The sequence below is a fragment of the Clostridiales bacterium genome (assembly GCA_017961515.1).
Classification (GTDB): domain Bacteria; phylum Bacillota; class Clostridia; order Acetivibrionales; family RGIG10202; genus RGIG10202.
The window spans coordinates 100,439-121,239 of record JAGCXC010000046.1 but is presented as its reverse complement, the minus strand read 5'-3'; the positions used below and the strand labels follow the sequence as shown (position 1 = coordinate 121,239).

The 20,801-nt window shown below is 31.9% G+C and carries 16 protein-coding genes; 3 read left to right on the top strand and 13 right to left on the bottom strand.

Annotated elements, in window-relative coordinates; translation table 11 throughout:
- Window positions 1-3 precede the first annotated feature (3 nt).
- From J6Y29_03465 to addB, 9 genes are all read right to left on the bottom strand, one after another.
- Entirely contained in the window at window positions 4-198 is a 195-nt protein-coding gene (locus J6Y29_03465) for a hypothetical protein (GenBank protein MBP5426937.1), read from the bottom strand.
- Window positions 199-214: 16 nt separating this feature from the next.
- A complete protein-coding gene (locus tag J6Y29_03460) occupies window positions 215-1,381 on the bottom strand; it encodes a hypothetical protein (protein MBP5426936.1) in 1,167 nt (388 codons plus the stop codon).
- 51 nt (window positions 1,382-1,432) lie between these two features.
- Window positions 1,433-2,128 (bottom strand): tRNA (guanosine(37)-N1)-methyltransferase TrmD, encoded by a 696-nt coding sequence (gene trmD, locus J6Y29_03455; GenBank protein MBP5426935.1) that lies wholly within the window; start codon window positions 2,126-2,128, stop codon window positions 1,433-1,435.
- Window positions 2,118-2,636, bottom strand: a complete 519-nt coding sequence (gene rimM, locus J6Y29_03450; protein MBP5426934.1) for a ribosome maturation factor RimM — start codon at window positions 2,634-2,636, stop codon at window positions 2,118-2,120. Before rimM ends, trmD begins: the two co-directional genes overlap by 11 nt.
- A gap of 57 nt (window positions 2,637-2,693) precedes the next feature.
- On the bottom strand, window positions 2,694-2,924 hold the full coding sequence (locus tag J6Y29_03445) for a KH domain-containing protein (GenBank protein MBP5426933.1): 231 nt from the start codon (window positions 2,922-2,924) through the stop codon (window positions 2,694-2,696).
- Between the two features lie 23 nt (window positions 2,925-2,947).
- A complete protein-coding gene (gene rpsP, locus J6Y29_03440; GenBank protein ID MBP5426932.1) occupies window positions 2,948-3,190 on the bottom strand; it encodes a 30S ribosomal protein S16 in 243 nt (80 codons plus the stop codon).
- A gap of 31 nt (window positions 3,191-3,221) precedes the next feature.
- The gene (ffh, locus tag J6Y29_03435; protein MBP5426931.1) at window positions 3,222-4,577 is read right to left on the bottom strand and encodes a signal recognition particle protein; all 1,356 of its coding nucleotides are present in this window, start codon (window positions 4,575-4,577) and stop codon (window positions 3,222-3,224) included.
- A 20-nt stretch (window positions 4,578-4,597) separates the two neighbouring features.
- Complete coding sequence (locus J6Y29_03430) at window positions 4,598-4,948, bottom strand: hypothetical protein (GenBank protein MBP5426930.1); 351 nt, start codon at window positions 4,946-4,948, stop codon at window positions 4,598-4,600.
- A gap of 93 nt (window positions 4,949-5,041) precedes the next feature.
- Complete coding sequence (addB, locus tag J6Y29_03425) at window positions 5,042-8,443, bottom strand: helicase-exonuclease AddAB subunit AddB (GenBank protein MBP5426929.1); 3,402 nt, start codon at window positions 8,441-8,443, stop codon at window positions 5,042-5,044.
- A gap of 225 nt (window positions 8,444-8,668) precedes the next feature.
- On the opposite strand from addB, the gene J6Y29_03420 reads away from it, so the two are divergent.
- Window positions 8,669-9,607 carry a glycosyltransferase family 2 protein gene (locus J6Y29_03420; protein ID MBP5426928.1) on the top strand — a complete coding sequence of 313 codons (939 nt, stop codon included), beginning with the start codon at window positions 8,669-8,671 and terminating at the stop codon, window positions 9,605-9,607.
- 217 nt (window positions 9,608-9,824) lie between these two features.
- Here J6Y29_03420 and J6Y29_03415 read toward each other — a convergent pair whose 3' ends face one another.
- Entirely contained in the window at window positions 9,825-11,828 is a 2,004-nt protein-coding gene (locus J6Y29_03415) for a hypothetical protein (GenBank protein MBP5426927.1), read from the bottom strand.
- 250 nt (window positions 11,829-12,078) lie between these two features.
- Window positions 12,079-13,584, bottom strand: coding sequence for a hypothetical protein (locus J6Y29_03410; GenBank protein ID MBP5426926.1), 1,506 nt, complete (start codon window positions 13,582-13,584; stop codon window positions 12,079-12,081).
- A 208-nt stretch (window positions 13,585-13,792) separates the two neighbouring features.
- Here J6Y29_03410 and J6Y29_03405 point away from each other — a divergent pair, with 208 nt between their 5' ends.
- The gene (locus tag J6Y29_03405) at window positions 13,793-14,167 is read left to right on the top strand and encodes a carbohydrate-binding protein (GenBank protein MBP5426925.1); all 375 of its coding nucleotides are present in this window, start codon (window positions 13,793-13,795) and stop codon (window positions 14,165-14,167) included.
- A gap of 91 nt (window positions 14,168-14,258) precedes the next feature.
- Here J6Y29_03405 and J6Y29_03400 read toward each other — a convergent pair whose 3' ends face one another.
- Entirely contained in the window at window positions 14,259-17,006 is a 2,748-nt protein-coding gene (locus tag J6Y29_03400; protein ID MBP5426924.1) for a M6 family metalloprotease domain-containing protein, read from the bottom strand.
- A 30-nt stretch (window positions 17,007-17,036) separates the two neighbouring features.
- Window positions 17,037-19,913 (bottom strand): hypothetical protein, encoded by a 2,877-nt coding sequence (locus J6Y29_03395; protein MBP5426923.1) that lies wholly within the window; start codon window positions 19,911-19,913, stop codon window positions 17,037-17,039.
- Between the two features lie 193 nt (window positions 19,914-20,106).
- Between J6Y29_03395 and J6Y29_03390 the strand changes: the two genes are divergently transcribed.
- On the top strand, window positions 20,107-20,760 hold the full coding sequence (locus J6Y29_03390; GenBank protein MBP5426922.1) for a hypothetical protein: 654 nt from the start codon (window positions 20,107-20,109) through the stop codon (window positions 20,758-20,760).
- Window positions 20,761-20,801: the final 41 nt, after the last annotated feature.

Below are 20,801 nucleotides of genomic sequence, written 5' to 3'. Positions count from 1 at the left end.
CCATCAAAAACTTTTTTCTGGATTTTTTAAAATGTTATTCTTTTTTACAATCTCAATATTTTTTTTATTAACTATAATCATAGGTTTGGGGAGCTTTACTATCATATATTTTTTTTGCACAACAACCATATTTTTGGGTTTTTGCACAGCCAACTTATTTTTATTCCTATCATACAAAACAATACTATTTTTACTCATAAGACCACTCCTTAAGTTAAGATTTCATTTCTCTCCCATCCATATTTTTAGTCTTATTTTTAGTATCTTTTTTCATACCCGAATTTAATCTTGCTTCTCTTGGTTCCATCACTTTATTCTTCCCATGCATAAAGCTATCATTTAATTTTATTAAGTCATGTTTTTCTGCTATCTCTAATTGTTGAATCTTATTAGACTTATTCTCTATCTCATTTCTTTTAACTTCCCTTTCTAAATTTACAGACTTAGTTAAATCTTGCTTTAGTCTATCCTCACCTAATATTCGTTTTACTCTATCCGCTTCACCGTACTCCGCTAATATTTTTAATATACCTTCATTTTCTACATTTTTCGCCCCATCTTTATTATTCTCTTTTAGTTTATCCTTCATATTTTTCGATAAATCAAGATCTCTATTACGTCTTAGAGATATAGCTCCTGTTATGGCTTTAATGGCTTTACCAAGCCCTGTTGGTTTTGCCATGTTTTTACCAGGTGATTGCATTTCTTTCTTTATTATTCCTTTTATCTCTTTTATTCCTTTATCTAAATCCTTTAGTTCTTTTTTCTCTGCCATAAGCATACCCATAAACATATTAAGATTTTTTTTTCTTTCCTCTAACTCTTTTAATAATGCCTCTAATTCTGCTATTCTCTCCGTCTCTTTCTCTTTTTCCTTTTCTAATAAATCACACAATTTGTCTATATCTTTACTCATTTTATCCGCTGAATTTATCATATCGTCAGTTTTATTTAGCTCTGTTGAAACTTTCCCTTTTAATGTATTTACACTTCTTAGGAGATTCTGGGCTGTAGTTAAATCCATATGCCCCGACTTAATTTTTTCTATCAATGCCCTAAGCTGTCCTAACATTCCTAATTCTACCTCAGAAGATGTAGATACCTTTAGATCACCTTCTATCTTTTTCAAATCCCCTTCTACATTCTTTAAAACGTTCCCCCTTTGCCCTAATGAAGAACTATCGTTCATTTCTGTTTTTTTCTCTCTCGTCATTGACTCAATTGTTTTCTCGCCCATTTCCTCTTTTAATTTAACTTCATCTTTTTTGCTTCGCGCTATAGATTTTGCTTTCCTATCACTTATAACTTCTTGAGTACGCGATACACCAGTTTTTTCATTATTTTTATAATACTTAATTGAATTTTTTATTTTCTTATCCATAGACAAATCTCCCCTATACTCGTTATTTACGTGTATAGTATCGTCCATAAGCTATTTTCCATTATTATATTTATCAAATAAATCTGGCCTTTTTAGTCTTGTATTCTCCAATGACTTTTCACAACGCCACTTGCGTATCTCTTCATGATTCCCCGACAATAATACATCTGGCACTACTCGTCCCAGGAATTCCCTCGGTCTTGTATACTGCGGATATTCAAGCAATCCATTAAAATGAGATTCATCCTCAAACGATTCTTGCACAGACAATACATCCGGAATCAGTCTAGATATACAATCTATTGCCACCATAGCTGGAATCTCTCCTCCTGTCAATACATAATCTCCTATGGACAACTCCAAATCTACCAGCTCATCTATTATGCGCTGATCAATCCCTTCATAATGACCACAAAGTAATACAATATGCTCTAATTTAGCTATATCTTTGGCTATCTCTTGATTAAACACCTTACCCTGTGGTGTCATATATATGACATATGGCTTATTTCCGCTCTCCTTTACTATATGCATATATGCATTGTATATAGGTTCTACCGCCATAAGCATACCTTGACCTCCTCCATATGGATAATCATCTACTTTCCTATGCTTGTTGGTCGAAAATTCTCTGATATCTATTGTCTGTACCTTAATTAATTCCTTATCCTGTGCCCTTTTTAATATACTCTCATTTAATATTCCATCAAACATATGAGGAAACAACGTCAAAACATCAATCCTCATCGTCAATCAATCCTTCCATAAGTTTTACATCTATCCTTTTCCCGTCAACATCAACGTTTAAAACAACATCCTTTATTGCAGGTAACAATATTTCTTTACCTAAATCGTTTTTTATTAAATAAACATCATTGCTACCCGTTTTTAGTACTTCAACCAATATACCTAAATTCTTGTTGTTTTCGTCTACTATAACACAACCTATTAAGTCTGATATAAAATATGAATTTTCAGGTAATGTAATTGCTAGCTCTCTTGGCACCTCTATAAATAACCCCTTAAATTCCTCAGCTACACTCATATTGTCAACATTCTGAAGCTTTAACAAAACATTCTGTTTATGATACCTAACTCCATCGATAATATATTTGTCACGTTTACCCTTCTTATTCACATACACCCACTCAAGATCATTATATCTTGATATATTATCTGTTAGTGGTATAACTTTAAGCTCTCCTCTTATTCCATGTGTATTTACTATCTTCCCTATCTCAAAATACTGTTGCACATTATCACCTCTACATATCATACTAATCAGGCTAGCCCTATTACGACTAGCCTAATACTACTCCTGTATTTCTACTGTAACACTAGTATTATTTCTAATAGATACAGCCTTCATTATAGTTCTTAATGCTTTTGCTCTCTTCCCCTGTTTTCCGATTATCTTTCCCATGTCTGGTTTAGCTACTTTAAGCTTTAAGAGTGTCCCATAATTAGTCCTGCCCTCATCAACCACTACACTATCTGGATCGTCAACCAAAGATTTCGCAATCATCTCGAGAAGCTTTTGCATAAAAATCTAACTCCTTCATTATCTTATAGTACTCCTGCTTTTTTTAACAAAGCTCTTACTTTATCTGTAGGTTGTGCACCATTGGATAACCAATACTTTGCTCTCTCTGCATTTATATTTACTGTTGCAGGATCTGTTAATGGATTGTATGTACCTATTTCCTCTATAAACCTTCCATCTCTAGGAAATCTTGAATCAGCAACACGAACCCTATAAAAAGGAGCTTTCTTCGCACCCATCCTTGTTAATCTTATCTTAACTGCCATTTTTTTCACCTCCTTCTAATACTAACATATATCAAAACTTCTTCTTACCAAAATTAAATCCTAGCTTCGGTAATTTCCCTCCCATAAATCCTTTTGACATACTATTTATCTTCTTTAACATTTTTTTCATCTCTTCAAAATCCTTAATAAGCTTATTAACATCTTGAATCTTAGTACCGCTCCCATCTGCTATTCTTTTCTTTCTACTTGCATTTATCATATCCGGATCTAATCTTTCCTTTTTAGTCATGGACTTTATGATTGCTTCTATCCTTAAAATCTTCTTATCATCCATATTAACATCCTTTAGCATACCTGCATTGACACCAGGCAACATCTCAAGTATCTTGCTAAAACTACCCATTCTCTTTATCTGCTGAAATTGTTCTAAAAAATCTTCTAACGTAAATTGATTCTCTCTAATTCTTTTTTCCATTTCTTCAGCTTTGCTAATATCAAAACTTTCCTGGGCTTTTTCTATCAACGTCAATACATCACCCATACCTAATATTCTAGATGCCATCCTTTTAGGATGAAATGGCTCTAATTCATTTAATTTTTCTCCTACTCCAATAAACTTTATTGGCTTTTTAGTAACGGCCGCCACAGACAAGGCAGCTCCTCCCCTTGTGTCTCCATCAAGCTTAGTTAAAATAACCCCATCTATTCCAAGTTTTTCATTAAACATAGCTGCCACATTCACTGCGTCCTGACCTATCATAGAATCTACTACAAGCAATATCTCATGGGGCACAACCGCACCCTTTATGTTTATAAGTTCTTGCATAAGTTCCTCATCTATATGTAATCTTCCAGCAGTATCTATTATAATCAAATCATTTCCATTATTTTTTGCTTGCTCTACTGAATCTTTAGCTATTTTTATTACATCCTTTGTATCTTCTGTAAACACTGGTATAGACAATTGACTACCTACAACTTGCAATTGCTTTATTGCGGCTGGTCTATACACATCACACGCAACCAAAAGAGGCTTCTTTCCTTCTTTTCTTAGGACATTCGCAAGCTTTGCCGACGTAGTAGTCTTACCCGATCCTTGAAGTCCTACTATCATGTATATAGTTATACCCCTTGTAGAAAAAGTCAATCTACTCTGTTCGCTTCCCATAAGCTCAACTAACTCATCATTTATTATCTTTATAACTTGCTGCCCTGGAGTTAAACTAGTTATAACTTCTTGCCCACTCGCTTTCTCTGACACCCGAGCTATAAAATCTTTAACAACCTTAAAACTAACATCCGCTTCCAGAAGAGCTAACTTTATTTCTCTCATGACATTCTTTACGTCTTTTTCTGTTACTCTGGTTTGGCCTTTCAACTTACTAACTATCTTTTGTATATTATTCGATAAACCTTCAAATATCATAAATTAACTCCCTCCTACTTCTATTCCGAAAGCTTCGTAACTTCCTTGGCAATTTTATCTAGATACTCTACACTAACATCATCTAACTTACTTTTGTCTATTTTTTCTAGGTACTCCAGCACCCTCTTCGCAGCCTTTATGTTATTCTCAAACTTACCACAAAGCTTTAACTTATCCTCTAGCTCAAGTAAAGACTGCCTTCCTCTACGTATATTATCAAATGCACCTTGTCTCGTTATATGGTACTCATCCGCTATCTCCGCCAGTGAATAATCCATATTATAATGCAGACTAAGCATCTCACATTGCTTTTTTGTTAATAGATTCCCATAAAATTCTAATAATAAACTTATTTTTAATCTATCATCCAATATTCATCACCTGTAGTCTAAATTTACTTTACACCTAATTCTATGTCAAGTACTTTTGTTTGTCAAGTGTTTTTTTATAAAATTTTTTTACATTTACTTATCTACTGTTGTTTGTTCATCTATAGCACTCCATACATCTTTTTTATCTTGTATTATTCTATAATTAACTTTTTCTTTATCTATCTGACATATAGGCAAAAATTTACAGTAATCACATGCGGTTTTATTTTTTTGTTTATATGGATTTATATCTACGTTCCCATTTACTATCTGTTCGCACAAATTTTTTAGCAATTTCTTTACATATCGCCTAAGTGCATCAAACTGCTTATAACTTGCCCCAGAAGTCTTCTCTCCAATCTCGCCATCTTTCTTTATTGTAGCCGGAATATACATTGATGTACCATCTATGCTATTGTCCATCTCACGTATTATATCTTTATCTTTCACGATAAGCCCATTCATCTTAAGCTGTTTTAATATCTTTTTTTCTATATCCCTATCTTTTGTATCCGCTGATTCTTTTATTATAGGATCATCAAGTTTTAAATACAAAACACCTGCTGGCTTTATGTTATCATTCATATCCCATATTGCATCTAAATACGTCATAAGTTGTATTTGCAATCCGTAGAACACATCATTTAGTGAAAACTTCTTATTCCCAGACTTATAGTCTATTACTCTTATATATATATTACTTCCTTGCTCAAATTTATCTATCCTATCAATTCTTCCCGTAAGTTTAACTTTCTCTCCTGTATCCAACGTAATTTCTATTGGTGGATATTTTTCATTGTCGCCAAATCCCACCTCATATCCTAGAGGATTAAAACTACTATTTCGTATTCCTTCCGCAATAAGCCAAATTGTTTTCGTTATCACTGTCTTTAATCTTTTTATAAGAGTTACATATCTCTTACTTCTTAGTATAACCTGACCCTTCATTTTATCTAGCATGTCTTCTATTATTTCTGAAACTTTATTCTCACACCATTCTAAATCAAATGTCCTCCACGTAATATCTCCTCCTGATACCTCCTTTGAAAAAGCATCTATAACTACATGTAAAAATGTTCCTACGTCAGGTGGCGTTAATTTATATACTTTTCTCTCTTTCGCTCCTAATCCATATTGTACGTAAAACCCAAATGGACATGCAGTAAATTTTTCAAGCCTTGATACACTCTCCACTAAATTCTCGCCATAAAGCATATGAACTTTTTGGGTACTTAAGTTTTCTTCCTTGTTTTTGTAGCTTAGTGCATATTTTATATACTCACATTTTTTCTTCCAGCCTTCATTTTCAGAAAACCACTTATATATATTATCCCAATCTTTTTCATATTCTCTATGATATCTTTTATTTTTTAATTGATTTACTAACTCGCTAAATATTTTAGACTTCGTTACCAAATCACTTCTTCGCATCTTACTATCCAAATTACTTGTGCATATCATATTGGGAAACATTTTCTTTAATCTAGATATTATAATCGATGGCCTAAGCGATTTATCATTTGTATCTTTTATTGCATAACTTATATGCAATACTTCACTTGGTACAAGCATAGTCTCATATACCAAAAATTGTTCATCAAATGCCTGCACTTTTGTATCCTTAGCTATAACTACATTATTATCCTCTAAAACATTTCTATCCTTATCACTTAAAATTCCTTCATTCTGGCCTTTTGCAGGAAAAATTCCATCATTTACTCCAACTAAATACATCATCTTTATATTATGACTTTTTGATCTTTCTGCACTACCAACAAACACTTGATCTTGTCCCATTGGAATCACTCCCAAACTATACTCACCTATACTTAATTTAAATAAATTAAGAAATTTGCTAAATGTTATAGTTTCATCTCCTCTTAATAACACCATATGATCAAAGCAATCCATCAAAACAGTCCAACTTTGGGAATATTCACTTCCTTTTTCTAATTGTCCACAATCATTAAACCTCTTCACAATATCTTGTATCTTACGTGGTACATCCAGCTCGCACAACAAATAATATAAATTTTCACAAATCTCCCGCACTGTCTTTTTGCCACTATCGCAAAATCTTGTAAGTGGCTCCACTACCTTATCTCTTATATCATTAATCTCATCTAATAACTTTTTTTCCCTTTCTTCATCATTTTCTCTAGGCATGAAATATGGCAACATACTCCAAGGTTTTTTATCTTTCCACATAGACCCCCTGATGCCACACGATAACACATAATTTTCCAGTTTATTAACCTGCGCCACATCTATATTAAAAAAACCTATTCTTAACACCCTAAATACACTCTCGTACGACCAATTCTCTGCAAAAATCTCGATTATTCCTGTTATAAATCTTGTCAAATTATTATCTGACATCTCAACTCTCTTATCCATGAAATATGGTATCTCATTTTCTCCAAACACTACCTCTATTATTTTCTGGTACATGTGCATATCTCTAGACACTATTGCTATGTCTTTGTATCTGTACTTCCCGCTTTGACACGCATATATTATTTTTTTTGCTACGTCATATATCTCTTTATACATATCTGCGTACATATTCACTGATATATTACTCATTGTCGCCTCATACTTAGCACATGGATACACTCCATAATTTTGCTCCAAATAACGTAATGGAGCATTATCCTTAAACTTATACTGCAAATCTAGATGAATTATTTGCTCTACCTGAATTTGATTAGCCTCTGCCATCTTTATTATGTTCCTGTACGACCGTTTTACTCTTGCAAATATATCTATATCATCTATTTCTTCACCTTTATTACACAATTTATCCATGCAAAATGTAATACTTACATTCTTTGCTTTTTTCATTAGCACACCAAGCATATTATACTCTTGCTTAGTATATCCACAAAATCCATCTACCCATATACTAACATCATCTAACATTTCTGATTCACAAAGAATTTGAGTTGCCCACGTAACATCATCATCAGCATCTTTATATTTGTCACGTATATTTTCTTCAAAGCTATTGTATATGGTATATATCTCAATAATCTTTGACTTTAACTCGCCACATGGAAGTTGTTCTATCAATTTCTCTAAGTCACTAGGACCTACGTTGTATTTTTTAAACTCAGATATTAAATCTATTATTGATTGTATGAATCCTTGCTTATTGTACACTTTATTAAATATTTTGAATTTCTTCGCATTTTTCTCTATTATCCCAGATATTATAATAGCTTTGCCAGCCGGATGTATATGTGGATATACTTTGCCTCTTTCTTCATTAAACACTCTATAAGATAATCTCTCAAAACTTAACACTTCACTTTTTATAACTCCTCCGGTGATGCAATTATTCACAAGTTCCTTTTGAGCTTCAAATGAAAATTGCTCCGGAACTAAAAAAATTATTTTATCTGATGAATTCTTTGCTAGTACATCCCTTATCTCCCTAAGACAATATGTCGTTTTCCCACATCCAGATCTTCCATATATTATCCTTAGTGCCATTTTCATTTTCTCCATTCACATAAAATTTACATCTTTTGTAATTATATCACAAATTAACTCCACTTCCAAATAGTCAATTAAGATTTTTAAGATCAATCTTTAGCACATAATATCGAGTACATTATTACTATCCCCAACTTGCGCCTTACAACTTGGAAGTCGATATCATCTTTTGACTAAGATATATTTTTGTTGTATAATATCAGTATATTATACAAAAGGAGCATACTTATGGACATAATTTATTCTGTAGTTGTACCTGTGTTTAATGAAGAACAATTAATAATCAAGACTTACACCGAACTAACACGCGTTATGAATTTAACAAACAAACATTATGAAATAATCTTCATAAATGATGGCAGTATAGATAAAAGTGAAAACATATTGAGCGATATCTGCAAAAAAGACAAACACATAAAACTCATAAATTTCTCTCGCAATTTTGGGCATCAGATTGCAATTACTGCCGGAATGGACCACGCTAAAGGATTAGCTATCATTGTAATTGATGCAGACCTACAAGATCCACCTATAGTTATGTTAGACATGATAGAAAAATGGAAAGAAGGATATATGGTAGTATACGGCAAACGCGAAAAAAGACTTGGTGAATCATTATTTAAAAAATTTACCGCACACTTTTTTTATAGATTATTAAATAGCCAAACTAATATTGATATACCAAAAGATGTAGGTGACTTTAGGCTAATAGATCGCACTGTGTTATTAGAACTTAAGCGCTTACCTGAGCATAATAGGTACGTACGTGGAATTATATCTTGGTTGGGCTTTAAGCAAACTTGTGTACCCTTTGTTCGAAATGCTAGGGAAATTGGTATAACTAAGTACCCATTAAGAAAAATGCTAAAACTTGCCTTTGACGGGATTATATCATTCTCGACTAAACCTCTAAAATTTGCTACCCATATTGGTATTATATCTTTTTTAGGAAGTTTTTCTTACCTTTTATTCCTTATGTACAAGAAATTTTTTACAACCAAATATGTTTCTGGATACCTATTTATAATCCCAGTCACATTAATCTTAAATAGCGTCATACTTATGTGTTTGGGAATAATAGGAGAATATATAGCTCGCATATACGACGAAGCAAGAAATAGACCTTTGTACATAATAAAAGATATCATCAACGATGACTAATATAGCTTTACTTTTTAAGGCAATAAACAGCAAAAGCGTATTGCCTTAATCTCTTACCTAAAACACTGATTTCTTTAACCGAAGATACATAATTATACCCTAAAGTCAGGTTTTATACTATTTGTACCTCTGTATAACTAATTTTTTCCCGTTCTTTTAATATTTATTCCCACTTTCCTACAAAAACACTTAAAAAGAAATCTCCATAACAAAAAGCTTACAAATCTCTTCCTTTCTTCATCCTATCTAAAATTTCAATTCCTCTTTCAACTGAATCAATAAACTTATTTATTTTGTTTCTTCTTAGTGTTACTCTTTCTATTTTTTCTCTATCCTTAGCATTAATCCTATCAACTACCGCATCGTATTTTCCTCTTGCCTTCTCTATTAAAATTCTTTTTTCAGAAAGATCAGCCCCTTCATCGATTAAAAACAACATCAAATCCTCTCTCTTTTTTCTCTCTTCCTCATCATCCTTCTTTCCTCCTTCTAACACATCTCTTATTGTTGTATCATAATCTGCTTTCGTTCCTATTAAATTAAATTCATAATTAAATCTCTCACATAAATATTTAGCAAAACCAGGATATGGAGCTTCACATGATTGTTTTAACTTATTACATAGCGTATTTTTAAATCTTTTTACATCTAAAATACCTTTTGCTATTTCATTTTCTATGTATCGATATGTACTTTCCATCTGCTCCTCTATCTCTCCTATTCTCTTATCCCCTTCATTCAAAACTAAATATTTCAAGCAATTACATAAATCTTTGCCATAATATCTATCTACACAAAGCATTACACTTTTTAAATTCTCATTATTAATACTGATCTCATAAGGTCTCTTTCTTAAAAAAGATTTCACTATATCTGGATTCTTGCTCATACACGCAAGTTCAAATATATTATTACTCCTGCTAAAATCAGTTTTTATACTGTCCATTCTGTCCAACAGTTCATCAACTAATTTGTTATAGCCCTTCCTACAAGCATTTTCTAGCAACTTCATATAGTCACTTTTATCTAACAACCCACTCTCAACTAAATATAAACAAACCCCCTCTGTTGCCAATTGTAACACCTTGTTAAAATTATTTTTAAAATAATCTTCCTCTTCTTGAGCTTGCAGTTGCTGTTTAAAATACCTCTTAAATCTGTTATAATCTTTATCACAAGCAACTTTTAATATTTCTAATATCTCTTCTATTTGATTTTTTTGTTCACGCCTAATTCGCAAATCGATATCTCTCATTTCTTCTTCAACTGGATTTGCTAAAATCTCCTCCAACAACATCCTTATTTCTTGAGTTACTTCTTCATCAGCCATTATTTCAGATCGCCTATCATCTGTTGATATATCTAGAAAAGTAGCCATCTTTTCTTGAATCATTCTTTTTACTATCCTTGTATCTTTGCTAGTACACGCGTGATCAAAAATAGTCCTACTTCCATAATATTCACTAATATTAGGACATTCTTTCATATCCAATATTGCATTTACTACTATTTTTTTACCTTTTATTAACGCATTACCTAATATATCTTGGCCCATATTTTTTACTATATTCCTATCTCTATCTTGATTGATCAAGTATAAAACCATATCCTCATACCCATCAATCAAATTTAATGCTCGTTCCATTAACCTTTCATACTTATCTGTACGGTGATACCCACAATCATCAATTAAATAATCTTTGTTGCGTTTCAACCAATTCTTGGCATCTTCAAATTCACCATCCCTTAAAAAAATTTCTATCCTTTCATATATTTTATTTCCCTTTTTCTGATTCTTAACATTATAATTTTCTAACGGCTCTCTAAATATTTTACTATATATAGTTGTTGAATTTAATTCTAGATGTTCCTCCTCCATTAAAGGGTATATATTCCACCACTCATTGGGACCACCTATCTCTAGTTCTATTATATGATGCGCAGTGGCACCTATTGGCCATTCTTGTTTTGTCTTTTTTTTGTATTCATCAATTATCTTAATCTTTGTCGCATTAAAACAATTCCTTCTGTAAACTCTTTCTGGCTTAATAATGCGTTTATATGAATAAGTATTCAAAAAATCTTTTATATTTCTTTCTTGTTCTTCTAAAAGTTTCCTTTTGCCTATTTCCTCCATTGTATTTAAATACTCATCTATATTGTCTCTTAATTCATCACCAACCTCAGCCTCGATATTTTTCTCTAAATAACCTTTTCCCATTCTCCACAACACCTTTCATAAATAAATACCTTACCATTCTAAAAAGGCAAATCTTTCAAACGCCCATGGTTTAAAATATCACATATTTTATATATTGTCAACATTTAGAATCTCTGTAAAATTAGTTCTATGATGGAGGCTACAGTAAATATACGGCAAAAACATTTCTTTAGAGAATCTGATCCTAAAAAAATCCCTCCTTAGTCTAAAAGGAGAGATTTTTTTAACTTTTAAAAAACTTTTATATTTTTCATGCATTAAATTCTTTAAATGTATTAGTAAAATCATAATCGTCCTGTTGTATCATTGTACAATTGTATAAACCAGTACCTTTTGACTTATCTCTTGTTATTGACCACATTGATAATAACCTTACGTCATCTTCTGTCTTCGCCCAATCAAGTAGTTCTCTAGCATCCTCTAATGTAAATGTCTCCACTGACACATCATTTTGTCCTATCATTGGAGTATTACCCAATTTTGCGTTAAGTCCTATTTTACGTATTTGAATCTCCGTATTCTTACAAGCCTCAATTGCATACTTACCCATGTCATTTGTATATGTTGGGCCATAATCCATTGTCATTATATTTACAACATCTATATTAACTCCCTTTTCTTTTGCATCCTTTAAAACAAAAAGTCCGCTATCTGTTAATCCTTCTGGCATTACCGGTAAACAATAAGCTATTGTTAAATTTGGATTATCTTTTTGCAAACCTGCTATCGCTTGATTTCTTCTTTGCACTGACCCCTTGTCCGAAACAGCAAATCCCTCTATGTCAAAATCCACCCACGTTAATTGATATTCATCTATAACTGACTGATATGCCGCTTGTAATTTCGCCACATCTGTTATCTCTAACGCAAGCTCTATCCCATTTGCTCCCCCAAAAGATACTATGACATCCCCTCCTCCTTGCCTTATTTTAGATATCTCTTCTTTATAAAATCCATCATTATATGGTGTTATTCCACCCCATGCAGGCTTGCCTCCATTACTTAATATAAATGCTAATGTATAATATTTGTTATTTGTAGCCTTCATAAATTCATTTATACTTGGTGTTGGCCAAAGCATAACATCAACATAAGGAGCATATACCTTATCTTTCCAATCACCCTTTGATTCAGCTAATACCTTATCACTATCAGTATCTGATTCATTTATTACGTCTATTATATCATCATCTTCTACTGCTACATCATTATGTTGAGAATCTGCATTAGGAATTTCATCATTCAATTCAACCCAAAGTGTAGGTGTTGCTTCTGGATTCCAAGCTGTACCAACCCATGCCACATGATCTACTATGCATTTGTATAGTAGATTGTTATACATAACTATCTGTCCTAAAGAATATGCCTCTCCCTCTTTCCATTCTAAGACAGCACTATTTTCATCATTTACTGTTTCTACCTCATTCTCCGACTTTTCATCAAGTGTTGCATCTCCTTCATTCTCTTTTTCTTCTTCCATTAACTCCTCTTCATGAGATTTTTCAGATTCTTGTAAAACAACCACGTTACCATCAACACGTTCCCATAATGAAGGAGTAATCTCTGGATTCCAATTTGCTCCTGTCCATGCAGTATGTTGTGCCCTGCACCTATAAGATACATCGTTATATGTAACAAATTCTCCTACAAAATACATAATACCCTCTTCCCAATTCTTTGCATCAACCCTCACAGCACTAATACATAGTATTAATGCCATAAACATAACAACGGTAAATCTTTTAAATAATCTCATACTCACTTTCGGCACTTAAAAGTTATACCAGGTGTTAATTTAAGTGCCTTCCTCCCTTCTCTTGGTTTTATTTGACACCTATAGTCTTTAACGCCAAAATATTTTAATTTCTTTAGGAATATTCGTACCAAATTGCTAAAAAATATTTGTATACTTTTTGTGTAAATAGCACAAACTATGGTTAATAAAATTTTAAGGAGTGACTATTATGCGCTTTTGGGACTTTCTTTTTGGCAAAAATAACAACTCTGAAATCGCAACTGAAATAACACCAAATTCACCAAATTTAATTAATTTATACACTGAAAATGGTATATCTATTCGTGTAAATGAAAATTCATTTACTATTTACTACAATGGTATCCTTGCACAAAAAGGCGCCTTAAATATAAATCTTTTAACAGGTTATGGTGATATTAACAACTGGACAAACGTCACATCGTACACCATGAAAAATAACGGTGATAAAACTTTTGAAGTGGATATACCCCGTTTAACAAACACAAGATTAAATTTAGTCTTCAATGACGGAATAGATAATTGGGACAATAATCAGGGTCAAAATTATTCCTTCCTATGTTAATTCAAAAACATCTATAACAAATCTCCACCTGAAATTTTAATATTTACTATATACAGGTGGAGCAAAATGTCACATAACAGGTATACTATATCTATCTGTTACGGAAATCATAAATTGTACTTTCTCCATATTTTACTCTTCCTTTCCCTTTATACCTTACTGCAACTAATGAATCTATATCTTTTAACTCATCTATATTATCATTCCAATTGACCCCATCAAAACTAAACTCCATATCATTAGTTAATCCTCTTAACAACTTATTATTATGGTCTATTACTAATGCAGGCTTCCTGTTGTTGTTAAGTATATTTATTACATGATAAATATACTTATCCTCTTCCTTTTTTTCCCTTACTATGATGCCATCAATCTCATTTATCTTTTTCAGATCGTCTTTCGTAAGCGTCGTACTTTTGTTGTCACAATTTGTATACGTTACTCCTCCATCAACACTATACTCCATATTATCTCTTGTACCAACAATTTTCCCCTCATTTGCTCCGCTAAAACTAAACCTCATTTTATGGATATAATACTTATTATTTGCAAGAACCGGCACCAAAATTTCTACATCCTCATCACAATCCCCGTTCAATAGATGTCTAGACACTTTTATACTAAGTTTTGCATCCTCAGTTAACACAAATGAGTCGTTCCTTTCAAGTTCTATATCAACCATACTATCATCTATTCTATTAACACTTCCCTGCTTCATTCCATAGGGTAAAGTATCTCTACTAATATGTATTGTGGATTTATTATAATTACCATTTTCTTTGAATATACCTTTATCTGTCATAAGAATTATGTCAGTTGGAAGCATACCATCTTTTTCCCCTCCACCAATAGTCTTAGCTATAATACACACATCCTCAGCTTTTGGAATAATAAGTCTATCACTGAATTTACTGGATTTACCATTGTTTATACTTCTAACACGTATGTTGCATTTATTTAATTCGTTTTTACCCTCAAATATATTTTTGTCAGAGTATATTTCTTCTCCATTATATAGCACTATGTATCCCGATACATCCTCTTCTTTTACCCACGATACATTAAGTTTATTATTCAAAGCCTCCCAAACGAAATTACCTGGCGCTTCTATTACTTCACCTTTTGTATAATAAAAATCCTTTACATTACTCCATTTTATATTTTTCATTTTTGTAAGTGGATTAGTCGCAGCCACTCTCCAATAATATTTTGTATTATTATCTAATACATCTCTAAAATATTTACTAAAAACAATTTTATTCTCCATCACTTCCATTTTCTCTTTACTGGCATTTATAGTGTATTGTAGCGGATTTAAAAAATTTCTGTCCTTACTTATCTGCAGTTTATATTCACTACATTTATCCACACGCCCAAACGAAAACACAACTTCCTCACACACCGCACTACCATCCAACGGTGCATATGTTTTAATAGATTCATTTGGCATACCCATATCCACATCAATATACATTTTAGCCTTATCTCCATCTATTATAAAGTTCTTTCCTTCAATAAAGCTGTACTCTCCTTTGTTACTAAAATTTAGTGCATATGGCATCGCAGCAAAAATATTATTTTGTGTGCATCCCGGAAATGGATCTCCTGCATCGCCAAAATTATATTCATTCTCTTTATTTAAATGAAACTTACCATCTGCTTGTATCAACGATACTCCTTGATTTTCTATTTCATTATTAACTTCATTTATAAACATTTTTTTGTCAATAACTTTATTATCAATATGCCAAATTAATATTCCCTCTCCAGGTAATCCTTCATCGTAATTTATCCTTCTCCTATATTCTATCAGATAATACTCATTTTTGTTTTTCCTACCATATTTATCTTTTAAATATATCTTATATATATTACTTATACCATCAGTATTACTAAACGTTAGCTCTCGGCTTTCATCTACTTCCTCTATATCGCCCCATCCTAAAAACTCCCTACTCCAGGCCGACAAATTGGATGGACATTCACCAGGATTTTGACCTACACCTCTATTCCATGATCCTGCCCCCATAAGATCCCATACTCCTACACCCTGACTTACACTAAATGTATCATATAAATCTGGCAATCCAAAATCATGCCCCAACTCATGAACTATAACTCCAATTGTGGATTTCTCTGGCACTGTTGTATAATTTAAAGCTCTTACCCTACCCAAACTAACTCCATTATTTTGTATCTCCCATCTATGCGACCATATTAAATCCGAATTTGGTGTTTCCTCTTTCCCTCCTCCTGCATGTACGATTATTATATGATCAATTACGCCATCTCCGTCATTATCGTATTCTTCAAACTCAAAACCACTCTCTTTTAAAATACTAACGGCTTCTTTAGCCATTTCATCAATTCCTACCGTTTCATCTAACTCTTTAAAAAGACTTACATATGCACCTGCATAATACACCATATCTTGCTCGCTAGTTACTTTGTCTGTAACCGTGTAATCTATTGTTATTCCCTTTTTCCCTTTCTGATAGCTAGAATTTATTTCGTAGTATTTTTTTACTTCTTCCATCATATTTTCACAATCTCTTTTTATATCATCACTTTCAAACTTTATATCCTTAAACTCTAGTGGTATTACCAAAATTTTCTCTCGATTTTCATTGACAACATTACTTACACTCAACGCTTTTTTCTTCTTAAATGACTCTATAATATACCGTTTGTCCTCACCTATATCATCCCTTATTTTATAAAAATTATAAACATCTGGCTTGGGTGCTACTCTTTCTATATTACTTGCAGCTAAAGTACAATTTAACCCAAACATAATCCCTAAACTTAACCCTACGCAAAAAATATTTTTAACCCTCACCATGTTTTCCTCCTTATGTCATAACGTTCTTCAATCCAACATGAACTGACTTCTATACTCATAAAGCTTTGATTTAGAAATTATAAAAAACTCGTACTCTCCTACATCCCTTAGGTTTTTATATCTTATTTTTACACCATATAATTTATTATTTCGTAAATCTACTGAGTTAACACCATCGTCCTCCTCACTGTCTAAAATCCTATTGCCATCGCTATCAAATACTTCAATAATAACTTTATTACCTTTTGACTGCGAAAATAAATATACGTCCTTGCTACAAGGAACAAATTTATAGTAGTTACATTGTCCTGGTTCTTCTATCTCACCGCTTTGCATCACTTCCTCTACTATACATTCCGCAATATCGTATGCGTGTTTTAAATTATCTATCTTAAAATTATATATGCCTGTTTTATCTGAACTAATTTCTACATAATAAAGGTTATTCTCATCTAATTCAAATATCCTATCTTTATTTACAATATTTTTGTTTTTATCATAAACCACCACTGACATACCTGTGTTCCCATACTTATCTATAAAATACGTATCCTTGTAACAAGCTATAAATTTATATCTTGCAACCTCTCCTTCCCTCTTTATTACATCTGTTATTAGTTTGTTTACTTTTATCCATTTTGATGTTCTACACTCAGTTTCATCATTTTTATTCAATACCACTTTATATATACCACCTTGTTCCTGGTCTATACCTCCCACTTCTATTAAATATACTTCTCCCTCATTAAACTTTGTTACAGAATAACTATTGTTATCAAATCCAATCTCACTTTCATGTATCAAATCACATTTCATATTATACACTTTAATATAAGTATTTAATTCACCAGTAGTATAAATTGAGTAATATCCACTACTATCGCAATTAAACTTATAATAATCTTTTGTGTCAGATAATATCAAGTTACCACAACACATCTGATTACAATCAATTTTTTGCGCATCATTAACCATCCTTGTAAAATTTTCTACCTCTATACAATACTCACCTATATCAACCAATTCATCAGAACCTGTAACTTCTATTATGTACTCTTCCCCCTTTGTAAGATTTACTCCTTTATATTTAGTATCCTCATCTATTACCATACCCTTATCGGAATACATCCTAACATGTATATTCGCATCAGACTTAATTTTTACTGCATACATATCATCACTATCCGCTTTTAATTGATATCTTTTTATATCTCCTACAAATTCTATCTCATCCTCAATCGCAACATCCTCTTGTATTTTTACAACATCATTTTCCTCAACAAAAGATATATCTAGAGAAAAATCACCAAAGCTCTCCTTATATAAATCTGTTATTTTTATATAATATGGTATACCCTCATACATACGCTTAGTTATGTTTAATTTCATATTATTGGCAGTATTCTCACTTAAAATATCTCCAAATGTATTATAAAGCCTGCCATCTATATACAACTTACATGTTGACTTTATTGTGTAAACACCTGTCCTTTCTGGAAGAAAACCATATAATACAACTGGCATATCTTCTTGTATTGTACCATAAGTCTCGCCCTCGGTTACTCTAATACATCTTTTAGCTAAATCACTAAAATTAGACACCTTAACCTCGTACTCTATTTTTTTCCTGCCTGTGTTTTTTACACAAAGATATAGTACATCATCTTTATGTGCAATAGTTCCAATAGTAGGACTCATAACATATGCACAATCTTTTTGCTCCTTTATGAATTTACCATTCTCATCATACAAAGATAGTTTTATTTTAGGAGATGCCGAAAGCTCAAAATTAAAGCATCCATCAGCTGGACACACAAATTTTAAATACTCCTCCCTACCTGTAAGAACATTTTTATTTTTCCCTTCTACTATCGATTTTGCATTTGATCTTAATTTCCCAAAATTTAATATCTTAAGCTTGTATATTCCCTCTTCATTTGATTCACCCTCTAATGTCAATGTGTAAACTTCATCACTTAATACTCTTGCTCTTACAGCTGAATAACTTTTATTATTATTAATTGTTATTGCCACACTTTTTTGTCCTTCATCTAACACATCTAATTTTAAACTCATGTCCGACACTGCCAAAAATTCAAATTCGCCATCAACATTAGGTACAAACTTTATTTTACAAGGTTTATCTCTCTTTATAGCACCTTCAAAAACCCTGTCTAAATTACTATTAACTTCTAAATTAATAACATCCGCATACAACATTCTATCTTTTTTTACTTCTATTTCAAATGTTCCTTCTTGAAACTCTGAATATACTCTAATGTAATAACACTTACCCTCTTCTAGTTCACTTACAATTTTGAAATTCTTACCTGAAATATTTACATCCCTTTTTATTAACATCCCCTTTTCATCATATATACAAGCCATTATATCTATCTTCCCATGCGACTTTACTACATATGTGTCTGTTTTTTCCGGAACATACTTAAAATATTTATCCTCTCCACATAATCTAATTTGACCAGGTACAGAACTATCCTTAATTATCTTGGCATCATCCAAAAGAAATAACCACAGTCTAGATATTTCTTCTTGATTCACTCTATCTACCTTTACATCAACATAGTACCTTTCTCCCTCCATGAAAAAATACGTAGCATAATAATTATTATCATGTTCTTTGTAATTAGGCATTACCTCCTTATTGTTACAATCGATAATCTTTAGCACTATATCGTTCTCACCAGACGTTTTTAGAGCATATAGACCATTCTTATATATATTAAGTCCAATTACTTCATGCTCATTGCTGCCAAGTTCAATATAATTATTTTTTGTTAATATACCATACATATCTGATGAAAAACTTGCTATCCCACTCATCAGTATGTACATTAACACAATCATCAAAGTGTATACTACTCTCTTGTAAATATTCTTCATGTCCCTCACCCCTATGTAATGTTACCTTATTATTTTATATAAACTTTACTGTGTTGTAAAGACTTTTTTGTATTATTTTTCCATATATATATGTATTTTTTTTATTTTTATGTTGACATTTTGATACTTTCATGTTATCATAACGTTGTGCAGTTTTTCGCTGCTTTAGTATGTAAGGAAAGAGGTAATTTTTATGTCTATTTGTGATAAACCTTTAAGGGGTTTGAAACGAATTTTTAATTCATTTCGAAAGGCTTATCGAAAATTTACTGGCGTATGTAAGAAAATTATAAATGCTATAAGAAAGACTTTTAATTTTTCTATTGACTTGATAAAAAAAATATTTGCACTCCCTAAAAAAATTGTGGATACTATATGTAAAAGCAAAAAATACATTGGAATATCTTTAACTTCATTGGGTGCAATAGCTGGAGCTTCCATAGCAACAGTATTTGGTTTAGGGCTTTTTTCAGCTACAAATTTGCTATTTCCTAAAATGGCAATATCAACTTGGGTAGCTACTGCTTCTTTGATAGCTGTTCCTGTTGCAGGTATAGCAGGTGGCATCGGAACTTCAGTTCTTTTAGGGGACATTTTCTCTGATAATAATAAAAATGTTAATCAAGCCACTTCATCTTATGATTGGCATTGTACTGTATCTTATGGTCCAGATTTTGAAAAATCATTTGATTCTAACGGTACTATGAACTACATGAAAGATGTACTACCTACTTTGTCAATACGCACAAATAATTTATCAAAAGTTTCAAAAAATGAGCAAATTATAGAAAATGTTTTCTCGTCTAATAAGTCTAGTAATTCAAAAGGAAAATCAAAAGAAATATAAAATTCATAGCAACTAGTATTTTTATAACGTTAATTATTAAG

What these genes read in the sequence shown, in the direction of transcription:
- J6Y29_03465 (MBP5426937.1), bottom strand. Translation starts at nt 198, where the DNA reads ATGAGTAAAAATAGTATTGTTTTGTATGATAGGAATAAAAATAAGTTG.
- J6Y29_03460 (MBP5426936.1), bottom strand. Translation starts at nt 1,381, where the DNA reads ATGGATAAGAAAATAAAAAATTCAATTAAGTATTATAAAAATAATGAA.
- trmD (MBP5426935.1), bottom strand. Translation starts at nt 2,128, where the DNA reads ATGAGGATTGATGTTTTGACGTTGTTTCCTCATATGTTTGATGGAATA.
- J6Y29_03445 (MBP5426933.1), bottom strand. Translation starts at nt 2,924, where the DNA reads ATGCAAAAGCTTCTCGAGATGATTGCGAAATCTTTGGTTGACGATCCA.
- rpsP (MBP5426932.1), bottom strand. Translation starts at nt 3,190, where the DNA reads ATGGCAGTTAAGATAAGATTAACAAGGATGGGTGCGAAGAAAGCTCCT.
- ffh (MBP5426931.1), bottom strand. Translation starts at nt 4,577, where the DNA reads ATGATATTTGAAGGTTTATCGAATAATATACAAAAGATAGTTAGTAAG.
- addB (MBP5426929.1), bottom strand. Translation starts at nt 8,443, where the DNA reads ATGGCACTAAGGATAATATATGGAAGATCTGGATGTGGGAAAACGACA.
- J6Y29_03415 (MBP5426927.1), bottom strand. Translation starts at nt 11,828, where the DNA reads ATGGGAAAAGGTTATTTAGAGAAAAATATCGAGGCTGAGGTTGGTGAT.
- J6Y29_03410 (MBP5426926.1), bottom strand. Translation starts at nt 13,584, where the DNA reads ATGAGATTATTTAAAAGATTTACCGTTGTTATGTTTATGGCATTAATA.
- J6Y29_03405 (MBP5426925.1), top strand. Translation starts at nt 13,793, where the DNA reads ATGCGCTTTTGGGACTTTCTTTTTGGCAAAAATAACAACTCTGAAATC.
- J6Y29_03395 (MBP5426923.1), bottom strand. Translation starts at nt 19,913, where the DNA reads ATGAAGAATATTTACAAGAGAGTAGTATACACTTTGATGATTGTGTTA.
- J6Y29_03390 (MBP5426922.1), top strand. Translation starts at nt 20,107, where the DNA reads ATGTCTATTTGTGATAAACCTTTAAGGGGTTTGAAACGAATTTTTAAT.